This is a genomic window from Rhizobium sp. WSM409 (assembly GCF_057653825.1).
Window position 1 is genome coordinate 207,101 of sequence record NZ_JBYGKP010000003.1, and the last position, 16,706, is coordinate 223,806.

The following is a 16,706-nucleotide window of genomic DNA, read 5'->3' on the forward strand; positions in this document are numbered from 1 at the left end:
ACGACGGGGAGATCGCGACTTCATCGGGCTGCAGGGAATGGCACGACCTTGGCAAGATCCAGCATGGTGTGAATTTCCTTGCCGAGCCAATCCATGAGTTCGAGCGCCTCGGCGTAACGTTCATGTTGCCCCGGGGCCGTCGACGACTCCCAGTCCCGCACGAGCTGGTCCGCGATGGAAAAGTCGTGGCACAGTTCCCGGAAGCTTTCATTGCGGGAGGCGAGCGCTTCGATCTCCAGCGCCTGCTCGGGAAACCTGCGCTTGGCGAACTCCGTGTCATATTGCATTGCATCGCTCCCGCCCAGGCGAGGCGAAGGCTCCCGCACATCCGCGTAGTCGCCGTGAAGATGGCACAGAACCCGGCCGACACCATGTAGGTTACAGTAACACACCGCGAGTTTCTTGCGGTCGGCAGCGCATGTGTGGTCCATTCGGTCACCGGCCCGGCGGCGGGCCAGCCATGCGAGGACCTTACCATGAAGCCCATTCTAGTCTCCGTCGCAGCGCTGCTGATGTCGACCGGACTGGCGAGCGCAGCCGAGCCGATCGTCGGAAACTGGAAGACGACGCTCGGAGACACCGCCGCGATCGAGCCGTGCGGCGGCGGTTTCTGCATCACGCTGAAGAGCGGCAAGCATTCCGGCGAGAAGATCGGCGCGTTCGAGGGCAACGGCGGCAGCTATTCCGGCAGGATCACCGACCCCGACGCGAACAAGACCTACGACGGCACCATCAGCGTCTCCGGCGACACGGTTACCCTCAAAGGCTGTGTGATGAAGGTCGTCTGCGAGTCGCAGAAGTGGTCACGCCAATAGTCCGGGGGAACAAGCGGATACGGTAACATACGGGTGTTTCCCCCGTGATCGGCTATCACTGCGGCGGCAATCATTTCCGGCAATCGCTGCCGGAACGGCTTCATCGCCTGGTCGAGTTCGCTGCGCGTCATGCCGCGCGCGCCCGAATGCACACAGATTGGCGACCTCATGAAGAACGGCCGACGGGCGGTCGACAAGGAGAGTGAAATGAAACGCGCGACGAGACAGTTTTACGCTACTGCCGCGGTGCTGCTGATGGGCTGGGGGGCGGCGTACGCCGAAGCACCGAAAACCAAGATGGCGACGCCGATACCCGATTCGATCGTCACGCCGGAGAGCGTCGACACCAGGATTGGCAAGCTGAATTTCTTCGACGGCTTTCCGGACGACGCCACTTCGGAAAAGATCTATGACAACCTCGATTTCATGCGCGGCGTCGACGCTTTTCTCAACGCCATGCCGGGTGCCTCCGTCGAAGCCCTACGGGTTGGACTGGCCGGCCAGGGCGCCGACAACAATCAGACCATCCTGATCTTCGAAAATCTCATGGATTCGCATTCGCTGTTCCTGACCGGGAACACCGAAAGCATCTACAATCTCATGTGGCTGGATACCAAGGCCGGTCCGCTGGTCATCGAGACGCCGCCCAACATCCTGGGCATGATTGATAACCACTGGTTCGAATATGTCGGCGATGTCGGCAATGCCGGTCCGGACAAGGGCAAGGGTGGAAAATACCTGCTGTTGCCGCCGGGCTACGAGGGCGTGGTTCCCGAAGGTTATGACGTATTGCGGTCCTCGACCTATGGGAACCTGTTCTTCTGGCGCGGCTTCCTCGAAAACGGCAGCACGACGACGGCCGTCGAAAACACCAGGAAATTCGCCAAGGTCTATCCGCTTTCGGAGGCCGGCGATCCGCCGCCGATGAAGATCGTCAACGTCTCCGGCAAGGAGTTCAACACGATCCATGCCAATAATTTCCATTTCTACGAGGAAGTGAACGACATCGTCCAGTACGAGCCGAACGAAGCCTATCATCCGGAAGTGCTGGGACAGCTCGCGTCCATCGGCATCGTAAAGGGCAAGCCCTTCGCGCCGGATGCGCGGATGAAGAAGATCCTCACCGAAGCCGTGGCCGTCGGCAATGCGACGGCGCGCACCATCACCTTCAAGACGCGCATGAAGGATGCCTATTATTATCCGAACAGTGCCTGGTTCACCGGCTTTGTCGGCGGGAGCTACGAGTTTCTGCTGCAGCCTGGCGTTCGCTATCTCGATGCCCGCGTCCTGTTCCACTACTACGCGACGGGCATCACGCCGGCCATGGCGATAAAGCGCGTCGGCATTGGTTCGCAATATGCCGGCGCAACGACCGACAAGGACGGCAAGCCGTTCGACGGCGGCAAGACTTATAAGATTCACATGCCGCCAAACATTCCCGCAAAGGAATTCTGGTCGTTCGTGGCGTATGACAACCAGACGCGTTCGATGTTGCAGACGGACCGGCAATTCCCTAGCATCGGCAGCGACAAGAAGGACATCGTGATCAACGCGGACTCGTCGGTTGACGTCTGGTTCGGTCCGACCGCGCCGAAAGGCCATGAGGCCAACTGGGTCCAGACAGTGCCGGGCAAGGGTTGGAACGTCCTTCTTCGCCTCTACGGGCCTTTGGAGCCATGGTTCGACAAGACCTGGAAGCCAGGCGAGTTCGAACCTGTCGAGTGACGCTCAAATACGCCATGAACTCCAATGCCGGTCCGACCGGTGTGTCGGATCGGCGCGGCCGGAAAACATGAGTGCGCCGCCGGCATCAGCCGCGCCGCCTTGAGCCTTCTGGCTCGTGCGCCATAGCAGGGATCAGCAGGACTGCAGGGAGGCGGAGCTTGACGTCAAGATCAGCGCCATCGGCACCATGGATATACGCGGGTCTCCTCGCAGCTCAGACCGCCGCGGCCCTGACCCTGTTCTGGATTGTGTTCCCCATCTTTAATGGCTTGGTCACCCACCTCGGCGAACGGCGGACGCTCGCTCTCTCGGACCAGGTCGGGATTGTTGCCAGCGCCGCGCTGCTCCATTGCTTCTACTGGATACGGTTGAAATGGGTGCCGGTGACGTCGCCGTTTCACAGCGTCTTCGTGGCGCATCTGCTCTTCTTCGCCAGCCGTGTCAGCTTCTTCTTCGGCGGCGCGCTCTTCTCGGCCATCTTCTTCAGGCATCTGCCGGAACTCGACGCCTTACCGCCATTCGCTCAGGCGTGCGTGAAGAGCGTGTATGTGGCGGCGACGCTGTTCGGACTATTCTGCTACTCGCTGGAACTGGATCGCTTCGGAAAGGCCGTAGAGGACGGGCCGCCGGACCGCGGCCAGTAGCTTCCACATCCCTCGTTGCGGCGACACGTTGAACGCCGTCTCCTACGGTCCGTGTAACCGTAACATACTTCCCTTCTCACCACCGAAGGCGCACCAGAAGCGTGCGGGGGAGTTTCTCCGACGATCAATCGTTCACGATGGGGGGAAGCATGTCGACGAGAACCAGACTGTTAGGAGGGGCGCTGGTCGCGTTCCTGGCGCTCAGCGGTGCGGCCCGTGCCGACACCATCAGCTTCGCCGACGCGGTGAGCACGCTCGCCAACGACTGCGGATCCGACATCAAGAAGTTCTGCAAGGGCCTGAACCTTGGAAGCGGCCGTATCCAGAACTGCCTCGAGACCCATGCCGCGAAAGTTTCGCCGACCTGTACGGCGACACTGGCGAGCGTCACCTCGTCCATCGGGCAGCGCCTTGCCGCCCAGTCGTCATTCGCCACAATCTGCAAGCACTATGTCGCGCAGTTCTGCAGCGGCGTGGTGGGGGAGGGCAACATTCTTTCCTGCCTGAACAAGGCGACGCGCGTGAACGAAGGCCAGTGCGGCCAGGCCATCACCGACGCCGGCTGGCGGTGAACGATGTTGAAGGGACACAGGATCATGAAGAGCTTTCGACTCGCAACGATGTTCGCCGCCGGGCTGCTGCTGGCAGCCGGCCACCCGTTCGCGCAGGAACTGAGCGGCCCGCAGGTGGTGCGCACGCTCGACAGATTGCAGGGCGGAGCTCCGGCCATTGACCTCGCATTGCTTATGGAAGAAGCGGCGGCGAGTGCAGGCAAGGGCCTCGCCGGGCTTCCCGACTGGCAGAAGCTTTCGAAGCTGTCGCAGCTCATCGTCGAGATCGACTTCGAGAACGACTCCATCGCCATCGAACCGAAATCCTATCGCACCGTCGGCATGATCGCCGACGCCCTGCATCATCCGAACCTGCGGCGCTACAAGTTCCTTGTCGTCGGACACACGAGCTCGACGGGCGACGCCAAGCACAATCTGGACCTCAGCCAGAAGCGGGCGAACGCGATCACGGAGGCGCTGTCGACGACATTTTCCATCGCCCCGGACCGTTTGTTCGCGATCGGCGTCGGCGAGGAGTGGCCCGTGGATCCGTCGAATCCGCAGGCCGCCGACAATCGACGCGTCCAACTCGTCAACCTCGGTCTCGTGAAGTAGCAACCAGGAGGATTCTCCATGAAACGCCATATTCGGATCGGCACAGTCGCCGTAGCCTGCCTGGTGTCGTTCGCAGGAGCGACGTTGGCCGAAGACGCGATCACGGCACCCGCTTCCAAGACCATTGGAGCGACCGCGGCCGGGAAGATGGTGCCGTCGCTCGCCGTCCTCAATTCCGGCGGGGCGACGCTGGCCGACGGCAAGCTGACGATGACGGGGATCACGGCGAATTCCATCGTGTTCGCCGACCGTCCCGTACGATCGGCCGGACATGTGCTCACGACCGAGTTCATCAAGGAATGGGACGAGGGCAAGGACAGCTTCGCCGTCGATCCGCCGAACGCGACGATCTCTGTCATGAGCAGCGATGGGACGGCTGTCGAAGATGCGGTCGTGGTCCTGACCAAGCCGAAGCTGGACGGCGGCACGCTGACCTTTGACGTCCAGGTTCTCGAGGGCGAACTCGCAAAGGCCAATGGCCCGGCTTCGCTTTTCATCGACATGTTCGTGGCGCGCGCCGGAATGGGGCGCGTCGGCGTGGTTGGCGTGGGTGCGGTCGGCTTCCATGGCGGCTGGTATGCGCACCCGGCGGCCCGCTACGGCGCCGCGGTCGCGACGGGCGCGGCCATCGGTGCCGCGGCGGCCTCCGCGCCATACTACTATCACCCCCCGTGCGGCTACTATCCGTATCCGCCCTGCTACTGAAATCGGAGCGGCATATCGCAATGAGGCTGGGGAGAAACAGCCGAGGCGGATGGAGGTCGGCTGCGGGCGTTCTCGCCGCCGTCCTCCTGGCCTATCTGCTCGTCTGCTACCTGGTGATGCCGGAGCTTTGGATCTTCCGTGACCGGAGTACGGTTGCCGATTTCAGCCGGATGGTCACGACCACCGGCGACGACATTCCGGGCGATCCAATCAACGTCGGGCTCGTCGGCCCGAAGCAGCAGGTGATCAGGGCCTTCGCCGCCTCGGGCTGGGATCCGGCCGACAGAGTAACATTACTCTCTTCGGTCGAAATCGGCCTGAGCGTGGTGCTCGATCGTCCGGATCTCGATGCGCCCGTCAGTCCGCTGTTCTTCGACGGTCGGAAACAGGATCTGGCATTCGAAAAGCCTGTCGGGCGAAGCGCGGACGAGCGCCACCACATACGTCTCTGGCAAACGGCGACGGTCGGCGCCGACGGCCAGCCGCTGTGGCTGGGCTCCGCCAGCTTCGACCGCGGCGTCGGCGTCAGCCACGACACCGGGCAGATCACCCACCATATCGGACCCGATCTCGACGCCGAGCGCGAGCTGGTGATCGGCGACCTCAAGGGCGCCGGGCAGATCTCCATGACCTACGAGCGCGCAGGCGTCGGTGCGACGAAAGATGGTCGCAACGGTGGCGGCGATCCGTACTTCACCGATGGTCGGATCCTTGTAGGGGTTCTGCCTGATATCGGCCGATAAGGCAGCAGCCTCCGACACTTCGATCGCCATCGTCGACCGGGTTCTCTGCTTCCTCGTTCTTTATCCCCATGACGAGAGGATCGCGGCGACCACAGCTGCCGGAGAATTTGAAGGCGGCAGCCGCCGGCGATCTCGATCAGCTTGTCGCGGTCCCAGGATGTGGACGTTGCCGCGTGTCGATTCGATGGCATACATGCCTCGAGAATGTGCAGCTCATTGGCGAGACCAGCCTGAACGCCGGAACTTCCTGAATCGGTGTCCGTTTCCCAGTGACCGTTATCATCAGGAGATACGAAAATGGCAACCACTTCGAGGGGCCGTGCTCAGGATCGCGCGAAGGTCGCTGGCGGACAGGATCACGAGGTTCGCTACGAGGCGAAAAAGGAAGGCGTTCCAAAGGAAACGGTCAATAGGGCCGTGGAGAAGGCTGGGAACTCTCGCAAAAAGGTCGAGGCGGAAATAAGCCGGCACTGAGCCGTGAAGCTTGCGACTTACAACGTCAATGGTGTCAACGGCCGCCTCGAAGTCTTGCTGAGGTGGCTTGATGAAGCCAAGCCGGACGTCGTCTGCCTACAGGAGCTGAAGGCCCCGCAAGAGAAGTTCCCGATCAAAGCGATCGAGGCAGCCGGCTATGGGGCGGTCTGGCAGGGCCAGAAGTCCTGGAACGGCGTCGCCATCCTCACCATGGGGAAGGAGCCGCATCTCACTAGAAAGGGTCTGCCCGGCGAGCCGGAGGACGAGCACAGCCGCCATATTGAAGCGATCGTCGATGGCATCGTAGTCGGTTGCCTCTACTTGCCGAACGGAAACCAATATCCGGGTCCGAAATTCGACTACAAGCTCCGCTGGTTCCGCCGTCTCCACGACTACGCGGCCGAACTGCTCGAGCTCGGGGTGCCTGTCGTGCTCGTCGGCGACTACAACGTCATGCCCACCGAGTTGGACGTCTACAAACCCGAACGCTGGACGAACGACGCCCTCTTCCGCGTCGAGGTCCGGGAGGCCTACAAGAAGCTTGTCGGGCAGGGTTGGACTGACGCGCTTCGCCATCTGCATCCAGGCGAGCGCATCTACACGTTCTGGGACTACTTCCGAAACGCATTCGCGCGCGACGCCGGCCTTCGCATCGACCACTTTATCCTAAGTTCGGAGGCGGCCAGACGGCTGACGAAGGCGGAGGTCGACAAGCACGTCCGCGGCTGGGACCACAGCAGTGATCACGCCCCAGTATGGATCGAGCTTCAGGACGAGCTCGTCAAGAAGAAGAGGAAGACGAAGTGAGCCATGAAGATTGGTAAGGGAAGGATCCGCTGAAGCTGCCGGAGTCGTCGACGGCTTCGTGGTGAACGGCGCGAGGCAGGCTTGACGTCTTCAATGCGATCGTTGAGCAGGTGGGCCTCCTGCGCGAGGCGCTCGAACGCGATCCTGACCCGCCCGACGACGACGCCGCTCCAGGAGCCCGCAAACGATTGGCCGGGTGACGACGGGACTTGACGCCTGCTTAGTTGAAATCGCCGATCTTCCCGGTCTGGAAGAGTATGACGGGATCGCCTACTTCGCCCACCGCAGGATGTCCCTCCCGTTTCACGACGAGGGCGCCAGCGTGCGTCCTTGCAGCCTCCCTAGCTTCTTCGACAGCCCCTGCCTCTTCCCCGTGGAAAACCGTTTCCCATGCCCGGACCGGCTGCCCACTATCATCGAGATCGAATGCGAATATGCTGATCGAAGTGAACGCTCCGGGCATCGGCGAACTCATGCGGTGCCGCGTTGGGGCTTCTCGACCTGCTCGTCGATTTGCGCCTGCAGCTTCTTTCGGGCGTCGCCTTCGAACTTCGCGCGGACACGTTCCACTTCCTGGTTGGTCGCTTCGATGGGTTGGCCTGAATCGTCCGGAAGGCCGGGACCGCTCTGGGCGATTGTGGAATCCTTCGGGCGGTCATTGAGGCCGTTTGTGGTCTTTGACATCGGAAACTCCTTTCGGGAGCTTAACGACGACGAAGATCTATTGTTCGGCGAGTGACGAAAAAGCTTGCGGAAATCCGGTCTGTCGACACCACCAAAAGCGGCCTACTCTTAAGCCCGCAGAATAAGTAGCCGATGCAAGCCTAAGACGCGCATAGTTGCCGCCTCGCGTATGAGCCCTATAGACGCGACAAGCAGAATTGACTTGCAGATCATGATCGCCATCGTCAACCATGAATGGCGCTATCGTGAAATCTTGAATGGAGGCTTGCACTCAGTTTGCTTCCGTGAACGTTTAAAACGTCGTCTGGTAGCCGTTTCATTTCACATCATTGGGGGCGCGTTTTATGGCTATGGGCAGACTTCGGATCAGCGCCCGTGTCCAAAGGAAGCTGAAAGGGAGCCTTTGGGCACCCCGCAATACGGCAAGAAGTGGATACAGATTGTCGTATGCGTTTGTGGTGTAATGCTTGAAGGAGAAGGCCATGACCAGCAAAACGCCACTGATACCCATACCCGCCCCGATGAATGGCCGCGCGCCGGTCGCGGGCCAATCAGGTCAGCAGCGCATCGCGAACTTATGTGGTTTGCGATGGGCGAGCGCGTCGTCGGATACTACTGCCCATCGGGAGCGCTGACGGTCGCGGACGCGCCGGCAGCGATCCGGCGCAACATGTGCCCGACCCCGGTTCCCATGGCAGTCCTGGCCGTCTGGCTATCGATCGCAACTGGCTGGGAAAAGGAATTGGAGCCGCGCTGTTGCAGGAGGCGTGCAGCGTACCGGATAGGCAGCCCGTATCATGAGGTATCGCGGCCTTCTGGTTCACGCAATCTTCGATGAAGCCAACGCGTTCTAAGAGCATTTTGGATTTGCAGCGTCGCCCGCTTATGCCTGCAATGATCAAGCGGATCTACCCAAGGCCGGGAAACTCACTCCCACGTCCACGATCTCAGTCAGCAGCATGCACCTGAACGCCGCGGCAGAGCAGTCCCCAAGTCGGGCGTCGTTGGGCCTCCTGGGCGTGAGCTTGCGTCATCGGATCGTTGCCGTCGTCTGGCTCGGGGCCGATAGGCGGCGGAGTCTCCCCAGGGTCTCGCTCAGGTTCGGGATTGCCGATCGGCGGCGCTGGCGGCGGAACGATGGGCTCGTTGGGCACGGACATGGTTTCCTCCTTGCTAACCGGGAGAACTCGCGTGTCCCTCGATTTATTCAAGAGGTGGTGGCGTGAAGAGATGCTTTTCTCGAGCAGCGAACCGATCGCCGCCGACGGGCTCGGGAACTGACCGAGTCCTCGATAGGGAACGGCAAGGGTCCGAGGTCAAAAAAACCAGCGCTCTTGCGGAGAGACGAATAAGACGATCCGAGGATCCTGCACGCAGTATGGTATCCGCGGCTCCATGGCTCGCCAATCGAGATATCGGTGCCGGCCTTGATGATGGTGAACATGGCGACGCAGCAGCGCAGGGGCTGGTCCGAAGGGCAATCGTGGTCATTCTTGGATGAAGGGGTATTTCGATGATGTCGGCGTTCCGGAATGATTCGGGGCGTTCGACTTCATCGCGAACATGTCGGCGGCCTTGTTGGCTTCAGCATGGCGGGCGAGGAGGCTGGCGAGTTTTACCCTGCCAAGGCCCAAGCTGACGCTGGCGATGCCAAGGCGCCCGAAGCGCGTTTATGTCCTCTCACTTATGCGGCCCGCGAAACGAGCTTTGGCATGCCAGGGGATCACGGAACGGTTCTTGCACGGTTACTAATATGTTTATCGTGGGGAGACCTAACGTCATGAAATGGCACAGATCCGGAGAGTTTAGTCCCTTGATGCTCGTTGTGAATGGGCCGGAAAAGTACAAACTTGTCGCAACCCTTTGGGAGGCCGCCAATATGCTGACGGCCTGCTGGCCCATCGACGATGGTGAAGAGTATCTCACGGCAATTAGGGCGTGCCGGGATGCACTTCATGGGGACGTCTCGGCCGAGGACGCACGAGAAGCGCTGATCCGTGCCGCCGACGAAGCTGGCATTCCGGTGATCACCGTCGTTCACTGAGCTTCGCTGCCGAATGAAATGAGTTCACGGGCGCCTTTCGTGACACAACCCTCTCGGTTCGCTGCATGCGCGGGGTCCATGCCGCTGAACATCACTTTCAGCCCGCGCTCGGCCAGCAGCTCTTTTGGCCTCTCCTTGGTGACAAGTGCCGGCTTCCGTTCCTTCAGTATTCCGCGTACATTCCGCCGGGTCGATGGCAGAAACGAAGGGAGCGCCTTTCCCGCAACCGCATGTTGTGCCCGCCGCATTTTACCGTGTCGCCGTCGCCGATGGTCAAAGATGCGCGGATGATCCGCCCAGCAACCATTGAACGCTATCTCCACGCTCGGCCGCCTCCCGCTTCCGCCCGAGTGCCTGTTCCTGCTCGTATGACTTGTGCGGGAAATGCTCGAAGCACCACCAGCGGGTCGCCCCGGCCGGAGAAGGACTGTTGCCCCAGCCACCCCACTCGGCGCATCCCTTCTCCTCGCAATAGTGGACATGCATTCGCGGCGCTTCCGTCAGTGGCCGTCTGTCGGTGTCGCTTATCTTTCCTCCTGGAGTTGCCAGCCGGCTTTCGGGACCGGCCACCCCTTCTGGGCCGCGCGGAAATCAGCCTCGGCTTCGGCTTTCTTCTTTGCTTCCATGATGCCCGCTGCCCAGACAGTGATGCGCATGCGGCCGGCTTTGAATACGAAGCGCCGTTCGGTCGTTTGCTTGCCTGCCGTGTATCCCGCGCGAAAGCAAGCGCGCGCGGCCGACAGACCAACGCTCTCGCGGAAAGCCCGCGGCTGCGACGACCACCAGTCCCGCAGAGCGGTTTCGAATGACACGGACGTTGGTTGGGGACGGTCAAGCATAGGTGTCAGCCCTGGTCTCGGGTTCGACACCGCGGATCGGCCATCGCAGTCGCTTTCGCTCATGGGTGATCTTGGGCATATCAGTCTCGATGGTAGCTCGGTCGCCAGCCGCGGGCCATGCCCCGGCTCATGGCGCCTTCGGTCAATGCCAACTGCCGGCGAAGGTGACGGATATCTTCCAGAAGGGTGTCTATGGCCGCGTGCGTATCGCCTCTGTGGTAGGCAATCACCTTTGCACGCTCATCGTCTTCCACGGCTTCGCCGATCGGCCGCTCTCGCATATCCGTGCTCCGTACTTCGGTTTTCAGAATGGCTGCCGCGGCGCCTTATGTTCTTATTATGTTCTCATCTCCCTGCGAGTCAATAATCAATCTGGGTCAATTGAGTTTTCGCGCGCATTTAGACGGCGGCGACCATCTCTCTCACGGTGCCGACAACCCGACTATGATCATATGGCTTGCTGAAGAACCGGCCTTCGACTGGCAGGACCTCGTCACTTAGGTCATGGTGCCCTGATGTCACGATGATCTTGACAGGGGGCCATCGGTCCCGTACCGCCGCGGCGAGTTTAAGACCATCCATCGATCCTGGCATGTCTATATCGGTGAACATCAGCCGGATCTCTGCGTGGACATTCAGTATTTCTATCGCAGCGTCCGCGTCAGAGGCCTCGAAGACCGTGAACCCCTCATCCTCGAGCGATATCACGATGGCCAGGCGGACGAGAACCTCGTCCTCAACAACAAGAACCGCCGCGCCGATATCAGACACCTCAACGCTCTCCGTTCCGGCCGCCAGCATCTCTGGCATGGCCTCGAGCACGGTAACACTTGGGCGGCGGGAAGGATCCATCCTCCGCTGAAAATCGCCGATAACCCTCAAACGCTCTTCGAATACGCAGCCGCGATGCCAGACCCTTGGCGCTGCACTGAAAGCCTGATGCGGCGAACGTGATGTTCGGCGCCGTGCCTAATAACGAGACCAGTGCTGAGCCCACATAGCGTGTTCCATATCCCTGACGCGTCGGTGGCCGCACCGGCGGGCGCCGCCCGGATATTCTACGGAAGGTGACCACGCCCACACGAAAAACTCCCTCTGTTGTCAACACCGGATTATAAGGATTGAATGAAATCCTCCGCAGCGGCCTTCCCGCGTCCAATTATATATGCTTCAGGGCGCTCGGGGATCCGGCAAGACGACTGCTGCACCGCGGTTTTTGCGCGCCGGTGTCGAAGTGGCCGAAAGCTGCGTCTACGTGGCGCTGTCGCAGACGGCCGCCGAACTCAACGCCATCGCCTTGTCCCATGGCTGGACGCTTGATGGCATTCGTGTCGAAGAACTCGCGAGGCCTGGCTCGGTCGATGAGGCTGATGAGCGGAGCATCTTCATGACTTCCGATCTCAGGCTGAATGAGAGGCTGCCATCGAGGAACACAAGCCCCGCCGTCTCGTCTATGACTGCTTGCTTGAAATTCGGTTCATCTCTGGAGATTCGCCCCGCTGCCGCCGCGAACTTATTGCCTTCAAGGCACACCAGGCTCAGGCTTGAAGATCCAACTTACCGTTCCCAGATTGTCGGGATCAAAACGCTTAGAAAGGAGACAGCGATGACAAGCACATTGTTTGACAGACCGCTCTTCGTTAAGCGGGGCCACCACATTCAGGAAGTGGCAAGCCTGGAAGACTTATTCGACCTGCTTGATGAATGGCCGGCGGAAAGACGAGGCATGACCTACGAGGTGCTGGTGAAAGCCCGCCGACTGGCAGCACAAGGGATTTTCCCGTTGAACTCCCTTCGTGAAAATGTTCGGCGGTATCTCATCAAGGAACGGGCTCTCGCAAACATTGACGAACTCCCCCTGGCCAAAGAGGGGGTCTTGCCCCGCAGCTTAACCTCCTAGACAGCGGCAATGCACAAATGTCGGGCCCCGGGAATCCAGGTAGGTCCTCGTTTAGTTGTTGACAGGCTGGGGCTGGCTATCGTTGGCCAGCACGAGATTTGGCGGTATGTCCGGCCCCTCGTTTCCCGATAGGATGGCGGAGATGTAATTTAACGCGTTTTTCATGCCGTTCATCGTGTAGGGCTTTTCGATCGCGCCAAGCGCATCCACGAAATCGGGCGGCAATCGCTTGATGTTGCCTGTAACGAAGACGTAGGGAATGCCTGCAGCGGCTAAAGAGCGGCCGACTTCGATTCCCGTCGGTCCGTCCATCAGTTGAACGTCGACGAAAGCGAAATCCGGTTTTTGCGCAGCCAGCAGATCGTGCGCTTGTCTGCTATTCATCGCGATGCCCGCGACCTCGTGTCCGGCTGCTTCCACCTCGATTTCAAGCTCCATGGCGAGCAGCATCTCGTCCTCGACGATCATGACTTTCAATTCTCGTTCTCCTGATGTTCGTCGATCAGCAGCATGACCTCGACCACTGTCTTGTCGCCTTCGATCTTGCGTTCGACACTGGCTGCGAGTTGACGGGCCGATGCTTCCAGGAGAAGCCGCCCGAACTCGGCGGCTTCCGCGTCCGGCTCGACGGGAGTCGTCGTGTCCTCGACCCGGATCACAAAGTGGCCGTGCATCCGTTTTACGACGACGTGGATCGCGCCGCCGCCGTCGCTGAGACCCCTGTTGACCGCGTCCACCACGAGCTCGTTGACGATCAGCGACAGGGGTGTCGCCTTGACGGCCGGAACGAGGAGCGGCGCTAGGTCGAGCGTCAGCCGGATGTCATTCCGTCCGACGCCGCTGACAAGGTCGGTGACCAGCTCGCGGATGAAGTCCGCGACGTCGAATCGGGCAACGTCGTCGAGGGTGAAAAGTTTTCGCTGCACGGTACTCAGTGCTTCTACCCTGTTGAGCACCGACATCAGCGTCTGCTTCTTGACCGTGTCCTGCGTGAACCGCGCCTGCAGTTTGACGATCGACGCCATGGTCAGGAGATTGTTTTTGACCCGATGGTCGACTTCGTGGATGAGAAGGGTCTTTGCCAAAAGGGCCGATTTCAGTTCCGCCATATTCCTTGCAACTGCCTCTTCCGCTTGATGTCGGGCCAATGCAAGTTCCGCTTCACGGCTTTTGACGGTTGTGAAATCCAGCTGCGAGGCGAAAAAATAGATGATCCTTCCCTCGTCATCGCGCACCGGACTGATGAAAAGCGCGTTCCAAAAGGTGCTGCCGTCTTTTCGGTAATTGAGGATGTCGACGGAGATGTCTTGGCCTCGCGCGACGCTGTCGCGAATGTAACCTACGCTCCGCCTGTCTGTCTCCGGCCCCTGGAGCAGGCGGCAGTTGCGGCCGATGAGCTCATCATTCGAGTAGCCCGTCATTTTTTCGAAAGCCGCGTTGCAGAAGATGATGGGATTATCATGCTGAGCGGGATCAGTGACGATCATCGGCATGCGCGTCGCCTTGAATGCCGCCGCGAAGGGGTCTTCCTTCACGTGCCTAGCAATCAGCCGGTCGCCGGCGCGGCGAGCCTCTTTGTGATATCGATCGGTATCCTGCATGCGATGTTGATCTAGGTTTGGGAGACTTGACCTAGCGCTTTCCCCCACGGAGTCTAGTGGATTCGCCTCGATTTTTTTTAAGTCGATCTCAATCCGCGATCGCGTCAAGCGACATGTCTCCTGGCCGGTCTTGCTCCCTTTCCACCGTTGACTTGCCGCCCGCGAACTTTCAAGAATGACGAAAAGACCGAGGCCCGTTTCATGCACGAAAGTAATCCCGCTGTGCCCCATCAGGGCGAATTGGCCGCGCTCATCCTCCGCTATGATTGGGCAAACACCAGCCTCGGGCCGGTTTCGTCGTGGCCGATCCAGCTCAGATGCGCGGTTGATATAGCGCTTCCCTCGCGTGCCCAGATCGTCATGTTCTGCGGCCCAGAATTCATCGCCATATACAATGACGCCTATGCACCGACGATTGGAGCAAAGCATCCGGCGGCGCTGGGAAAGCCGGCAAAGGAAAACTGGGCCGAGCTGTGGGATGATCTGGAGCCGCTGCTGCGCAAGGTTTTGGAGACCGGCGAGACTGTCTTCGCCAAGGACAGGCCTTTCTATATCGAGAGGCATCACAAGCCGGAAACGGTTTATTTCGATATTTCCTATTCGCCGGTATTCGATGAAAACGGCAGGGTCCTGGCGGTCTTTTGCATCGTCAGCGAAACGACGGGTCGGGTCGGCTACGAGGCTAAGCTCAAACGCCTGGCATCGATCATTTCCTCCTCTGAAGACGCAATCCTCGGTATCGATCTCGCCATGATGGTGACCGACTGGAACGATGGAGCCGAAAAGCTCTACGGCTATTCATCCAGCGAAATTCTCGGCCGGTCGGTGACGGTTCTTATTCCAGATAATCGCGTGGACGAGGAGGCGCGCATCATCGCGCGCATCAAGGCCGGGGAGCGTATCGAGACCCATGAGACGATCAGGCGCCATAGGAGCGGAGAACTCTTGGACGTCTCCCTTACGGTATCTCCGATCTATGACGCAGAGGGACGCATCGTTGGCGCCTCGAAAATCGCGAGAGATATTACGGCGCGCAAGGAAGCGGAGCGGGTGCAGGAGGTTCTGATCGCCGAGTTGAACCATAGGGTCAAGAATATCTTGGCGACGGTTGCGGCGATCGCTCGTCAGACATTCGCGGGAGCGCCGGATGCCGAGGCGGCGAGGGCAGCTTTCGACGCCAGGCTCCAAAGCCTGGCGAGAGCGCATGATTTGCTCACCCATGGCAATTGGGAGGCGGCAAGCCTTGGAAATGTGGTTTCCGAGGCGCTGTCAGCGTATCCGGCGGAGCGTCTCGACATTAGCGGGCCGGATCTCAATATCTCGCCCAAAGCAGTGGTCGCGCTGGCGCTCATTGTACATGAGCTGGCCACCAATGCCGCGAAATACGGTGCCTTATCAGCCGAGTCCGGAAAAATCGCAGTGTCATGGAAGTTGGAAGGTTCACCCGACCCGTCGCTCATACTGCTGTGGAGTGAAAGCGGCGGCCCCCCAGTTAAGCCTCCCTTAAGGCGGGGGTTCGGGTCGCGCTTGATCGAGGCGATGTCCTCGGGACAGCTCAAGGGCCGTGCAGAACTTGCTTACGACGACGGTGGCCTGCGTTGCCTGATCAGCGCGCCTCTGGATGTGGAATGGGCAGACACCGATCACGAGGTTGCTGCCTCTGCTTAAAAACGGGCGTCCGGTGGCCAGGGGTCCCGGTTGCCGTTGACTGGGACTGGCGCGTATCGCGCCTCGGGCTTCACGCCGCCTTCAGATCCCGACCGGGCGCAATCGGCAGCTTCGCACGCAGGGGTCGAATTTGGGGCAGGGACAGTGACCTCGAACTGCTGTTCCCGCAAAAGCGCTGCGAACTGTCTTTGGAGTGGGCCTCTCGAATCTTCTCTTTTGCCACCTGCTTTCTAGCCGGCCATGGCATGCCGCCCGAGAACATAGCGAACCCCAATCAAGGACCGGATGCTGCTTCGCTTTCCAACCCAACAGGCTGCCGAGTTCTGCGGGCTAGGACCAAGGTCTGAGGAGGCCCGGTCTGAAGTCCTACTTCTGGAACACTTCCTCCATCCTGCGGTTTGGTCCCCAGCGGAATCAAACATACAAGGAGGAAAACAGATGAAGATCAAGGCACTAGGAATTGCCGCGAGCATCCTGTTGGCATCGACTTCTGCCTTTGCGCAGTCTTCGACGGTGACAGGTGCAGCAGGTGGTGCCGCAACGGGTGCCGTCGTCGGCGGCCCGGTCGGTGCTGCTGTCGGCGGCATCGTTGGCGGTGTGGCGGGTAGCGTCATCGATCCGCCGCCGCAGAAGGTGGTGACCTATGTTCAACAGGCTCCCGCCCCGACCGAGCGCGTCGTGGTGAAGGAGAAAGTCGTCGTCGGACAGCCTCTGCCGGAAACCGTGGTCGTCACGCCCATTCCCGATGACCCGAAGTACGCATACGCTATCGTTAACGATCAGCGTGTGATCGTCGAACCTTCCTCTCGGAAGGTCATCCAGGTCATTCAGTGACCTTCCGGGCGGCTTTGGCCGCCGCTTAACAATCAGGGCAAGCATGCGACGCATGAG

General features: G+C 60.3%; 22 protein-coding genes and 3 pseudogenes. 15 read left to right on the forward strand and 10 right to left on the reverse strand.

Going from position 1 to position 16,706, the window contains the following annotated elements; genetic code table 11:
* Positions 1–20: 20 nt before the first annotated feature.
* Positions 21–287, reverse strand: coding sequence for a hypothetical protein (locus AC25BC_RS28640; protein WP_012763440.1), 267 nt, complete (start codon positions 285–287; stop codon positions 21–23).
* Positions 288–476: 189 nt separating this feature from the next.
* Here AC25BC_RS28640 and AC25BC_RS28645 point away from each other — a divergent pair, with 189 nt between their 5' ends.
* The 9 genes from AC25BC_RS28645 (at position 477) to xth (ending at position 7,079) form a co-directional block, all read left to right on the forward strand.
* Positions 477–815 (forward strand): DUF2147 domain-containing protein, encoded by a 339-nt coding sequence (locus AC25BC_RS28645; protein ID WP_128439031.1) that lies wholly within the window; start codon positions 477–479, stop codon positions 813–815.
* Positions 816–1,022: 207 nt separating this feature from the next.
* Positions 1,023–2,540 carry a DUF1254 domain-containing protein gene (locus AC25BC_RS28650; protein WP_128405709.1) on the forward strand — a complete coding sequence of 506 codons (1,518 nt, stop codon included), beginning with the start codon at positions 1,023–1,025 and terminating at the stop codon, positions 2,538–2,540.
* A gap of 158 nt (positions 2,541–2,698) precedes the next feature.
* Positions 2,699–3,184, forward strand: a complete 486-nt coding sequence (locus AC25BC_RS28655; protein WP_128439030.1) for a hypothetical protein — start codon at positions 2,699–2,701, stop codon at positions 3,182–3,184.
* A gap of 149 nt (positions 3,185–3,333) precedes the next feature.
* On the forward strand, positions 3,334–3,756 hold the full coding sequence (locus AC25BC_RS28660) for a cysteine rich repeat-containing protein (RefSeq protein WP_128439029.1): 423 nt from the start codon (positions 3,334–3,336) through the stop codon (positions 3,754–3,756).
* A gap of 24 nt (positions 3,757–3,780) precedes the next feature.
* Positions 3,781–4,350, forward strand: a complete 570-nt coding sequence (locus AC25BC_RS28665; protein WP_128439028.1) for an OmpA family protein — start codon at positions 3,781–3,783, stop codon at positions 4,348–4,350.
* Positions 4,351–4,368: 18 nt separating this feature from the next.
* Positions 4,369–5,055 (forward strand): hypothetical protein, encoded by a 687-nt coding sequence (locus tag AC25BC_RS28670; RefSeq protein ID WP_128439027.1) that lies wholly within the window; start codon positions 4,369–4,371, stop codon positions 5,053–5,055.
* 20 nt (positions 5,056–5,075) lie between these two features.
* Positions 5,076–5,798, forward strand: coding sequence for an LssY C-terminal domain-containing protein (locus AC25BC_RS28675; RefSeq protein ID WP_012763435.1), 723 nt, complete (start codon positions 5,076–5,078; stop codon positions 5,796–5,798).
* Positions 5,799–6,095: 297 nt separating this feature from the next.
* Complete coding sequence (locus tag AC25BC_RS28680) at positions 6,096–6,272, forward strand: DUF3606 domain-containing protein (RefSeq protein ID WP_128439026.1); 177 nt, start codon at positions 6,096–6,098, stop codon at positions 6,270–6,272.
* A gap of 3 nt (positions 6,273–6,275) precedes the next feature.
* The gene (xth, locus tag AC25BC_RS28685; protein ID WP_128439025.1) at positions 6,276–7,079 is read left to right on the forward strand and encodes an exodeoxyribonuclease III; all 804 of its coding nucleotides are present in this window, start codon (positions 6,276–6,278) and stop codon (positions 7,077–7,079) included.
* Positions 7,080–7,550: 471 nt separating this feature from the next.
* Here the strand turns inward: xth and AC25BC_RS28690 are convergent, their stop codons facing one another.
* Positions 7,551–7,763, reverse strand: coding sequence for a hypothetical protein (locus AC25BC_RS28690; protein WP_128439024.1), 213 nt, complete (start codon positions 7,761–7,763; stop codon positions 7,551–7,553).
* 463 nt (positions 7,764–8,226) lie between these two features.
* Between AC25BC_RS28690 and AC25BC_RS28695 the strand changes: the two are divergent.
* A pseudogene (locus AC25BC_RS28695) lies at positions 8,227–8,614 on the forward strand (GNAT family N-acetyltransferase); the annotation flags it as partial.
* A gap of 929 nt (positions 8,615–9,543) precedes the next feature.
* Positions 9,544–9,807 (forward strand): DUF982 domain-containing protein, encoded by a 264-nt coding sequence (locus AC25BC_RS28700; RefSeq protein ID WP_003554259.1) that lies wholly within the window; start codon positions 9,544–9,546, stop codon positions 9,805–9,807.
* On the opposite strand, the gene AC25BC_RS28705 is transcribed toward AC25BC_RS28700, so the two are convergent.
* The 6 genes and pseudogenes from AC25BC_RS28705 to AC25BC_RS28730 form a co-directional block, all read right to left on the reverse strand.
* Positions 9,801–10,130: a hypothetical protein gene (locus tag AC25BC_RS28705; protein ID WP_164903004.1), complete on the reverse strand. Its 330-nt coding sequence runs from the start codon at positions 10,128–10,130 to the stop codon at positions 9,801–9,803. The genes AC25BC_RS28700 and AC25BC_RS28705 overlap by 7 nt on opposite strands.
* Complete coding sequence (locus AC25BC_RS28710) at positions 10,081–10,293, reverse strand: hypothetical protein (RefSeq protein WP_085989719.1); 213 nt, start codon at positions 10,291–10,293, stop codon at positions 10,081–10,083. The genes AC25BC_RS28705 and AC25BC_RS28710 overlap by 50 nt, the downstream gene beginning before the upstream one ends.
* Before the next feature lie 38 nt (positions 10,294–10,331).
* On the reverse strand, positions 10,332–10,646 hold the full coding sequence (locus tag AC25BC_RS28715; RefSeq protein ID WP_003554255.1) for a hypothetical protein: 315 nt from the start codon (positions 10,644–10,646) through the stop codon (positions 10,332–10,334).
* Between the two features lie 80 nt (positions 10,647–10,726).
* Positions 10,727–10,927, reverse strand: a complete 201-nt coding sequence (locus AC25BC_RS28720) for a hypothetical protein (protein ID WP_003554253.1) — start codon at positions 10,925–10,927, stop codon at positions 10,727–10,729.
* A gap of 118 nt (positions 10,928–11,045) precedes the next feature.
* Positions 11,046–11,447, reverse strand: coding sequence for a response regulator (locus AC25BC_RS28725; RefSeq protein ID WP_003554251.1), 402 nt, complete (start codon positions 11,445–11,447; stop codon positions 11,046–11,048).
* Positions 11,448–11,544: 97 nt separating this feature from the next.
* A pseudogene (locus AC25BC_RS28730) lies at positions 11,545–11,688 on the reverse strand (sensor histidine kinase); the annotation flags it as partial.
* A gap of 79 nt (positions 11,689–11,767) precedes the next feature.
* Here AC25BC_RS28730 and AC25BC_RS28735 point away from each other — a divergent pair.
* Positions 11,768–12,188 (forward strand): annotated as a pseudogene (locus AC25BC_RS28735) (ATPase domain-containing protein); the annotation flags it as partial.
* Between the two features lie 64 nt (positions 12,189–12,252).
* Entirely contained in the window at positions 12,253–12,546 is a 294-nt protein-coding gene (locus AC25BC_RS28740) for a DUF982 domain-containing protein (RefSeq protein ID WP_128439022.1), read from the forward strand.
* A 51-nt stretch (positions 12,547–12,597) separates the two neighbouring features.
* Here the strand turns inward: AC25BC_RS28740 and AC25BC_RS28745 are convergent, their stop codons facing one another.
* Together AC25BC_RS28745 and AC25BC_RS28750 are read right to left on the reverse strand one after the other, a co-directional pair.
* Positions 12,598–13,023, reverse strand: a complete 426-nt coding sequence (locus AC25BC_RS28745; RefSeq protein ID WP_128439021.1) for a response regulator — start codon at positions 13,021–13,023, stop codon at positions 12,598–12,600.
* Positions 13,020–14,147: a PAS domain-containing protein gene (locus AC25BC_RS28750; protein WP_017996607.1), complete on the reverse strand. Its 1,128-nt coding sequence runs from the start codon at positions 14,145–14,147 to the stop codon at positions 13,020–13,022. The genes AC25BC_RS28745 and AC25BC_RS28750 overlap by 4 nt, the downstream gene beginning before the upstream one ends.
* A 201-nt stretch (positions 14,148–14,348) precedes the next feature.
* Between AC25BC_RS28750 and AC25BC_RS28755 the strand changes: the two genes are divergently transcribed.
* Positions 14,349–15,815 (forward strand): PAS domain S-box protein, encoded by a 1,467-nt coding sequence (locus tag AC25BC_RS28755; protein WP_012763429.1) that lies wholly within the window; start codon positions 14,349–14,351, stop codon positions 15,813–15,815.
* 438 nt (positions 15,816–16,253) lie between these two features.
* Complete coding sequence (locus tag AC25BC_RS28760) at positions 16,254–16,649, forward strand: DUF1236 domain-containing protein (protein WP_003554242.1); 396 nt, start codon at positions 16,254–16,256, stop codon at positions 16,647–16,649.
* Positions 16,650–16,706: the final 57 nt, after the last annotated feature.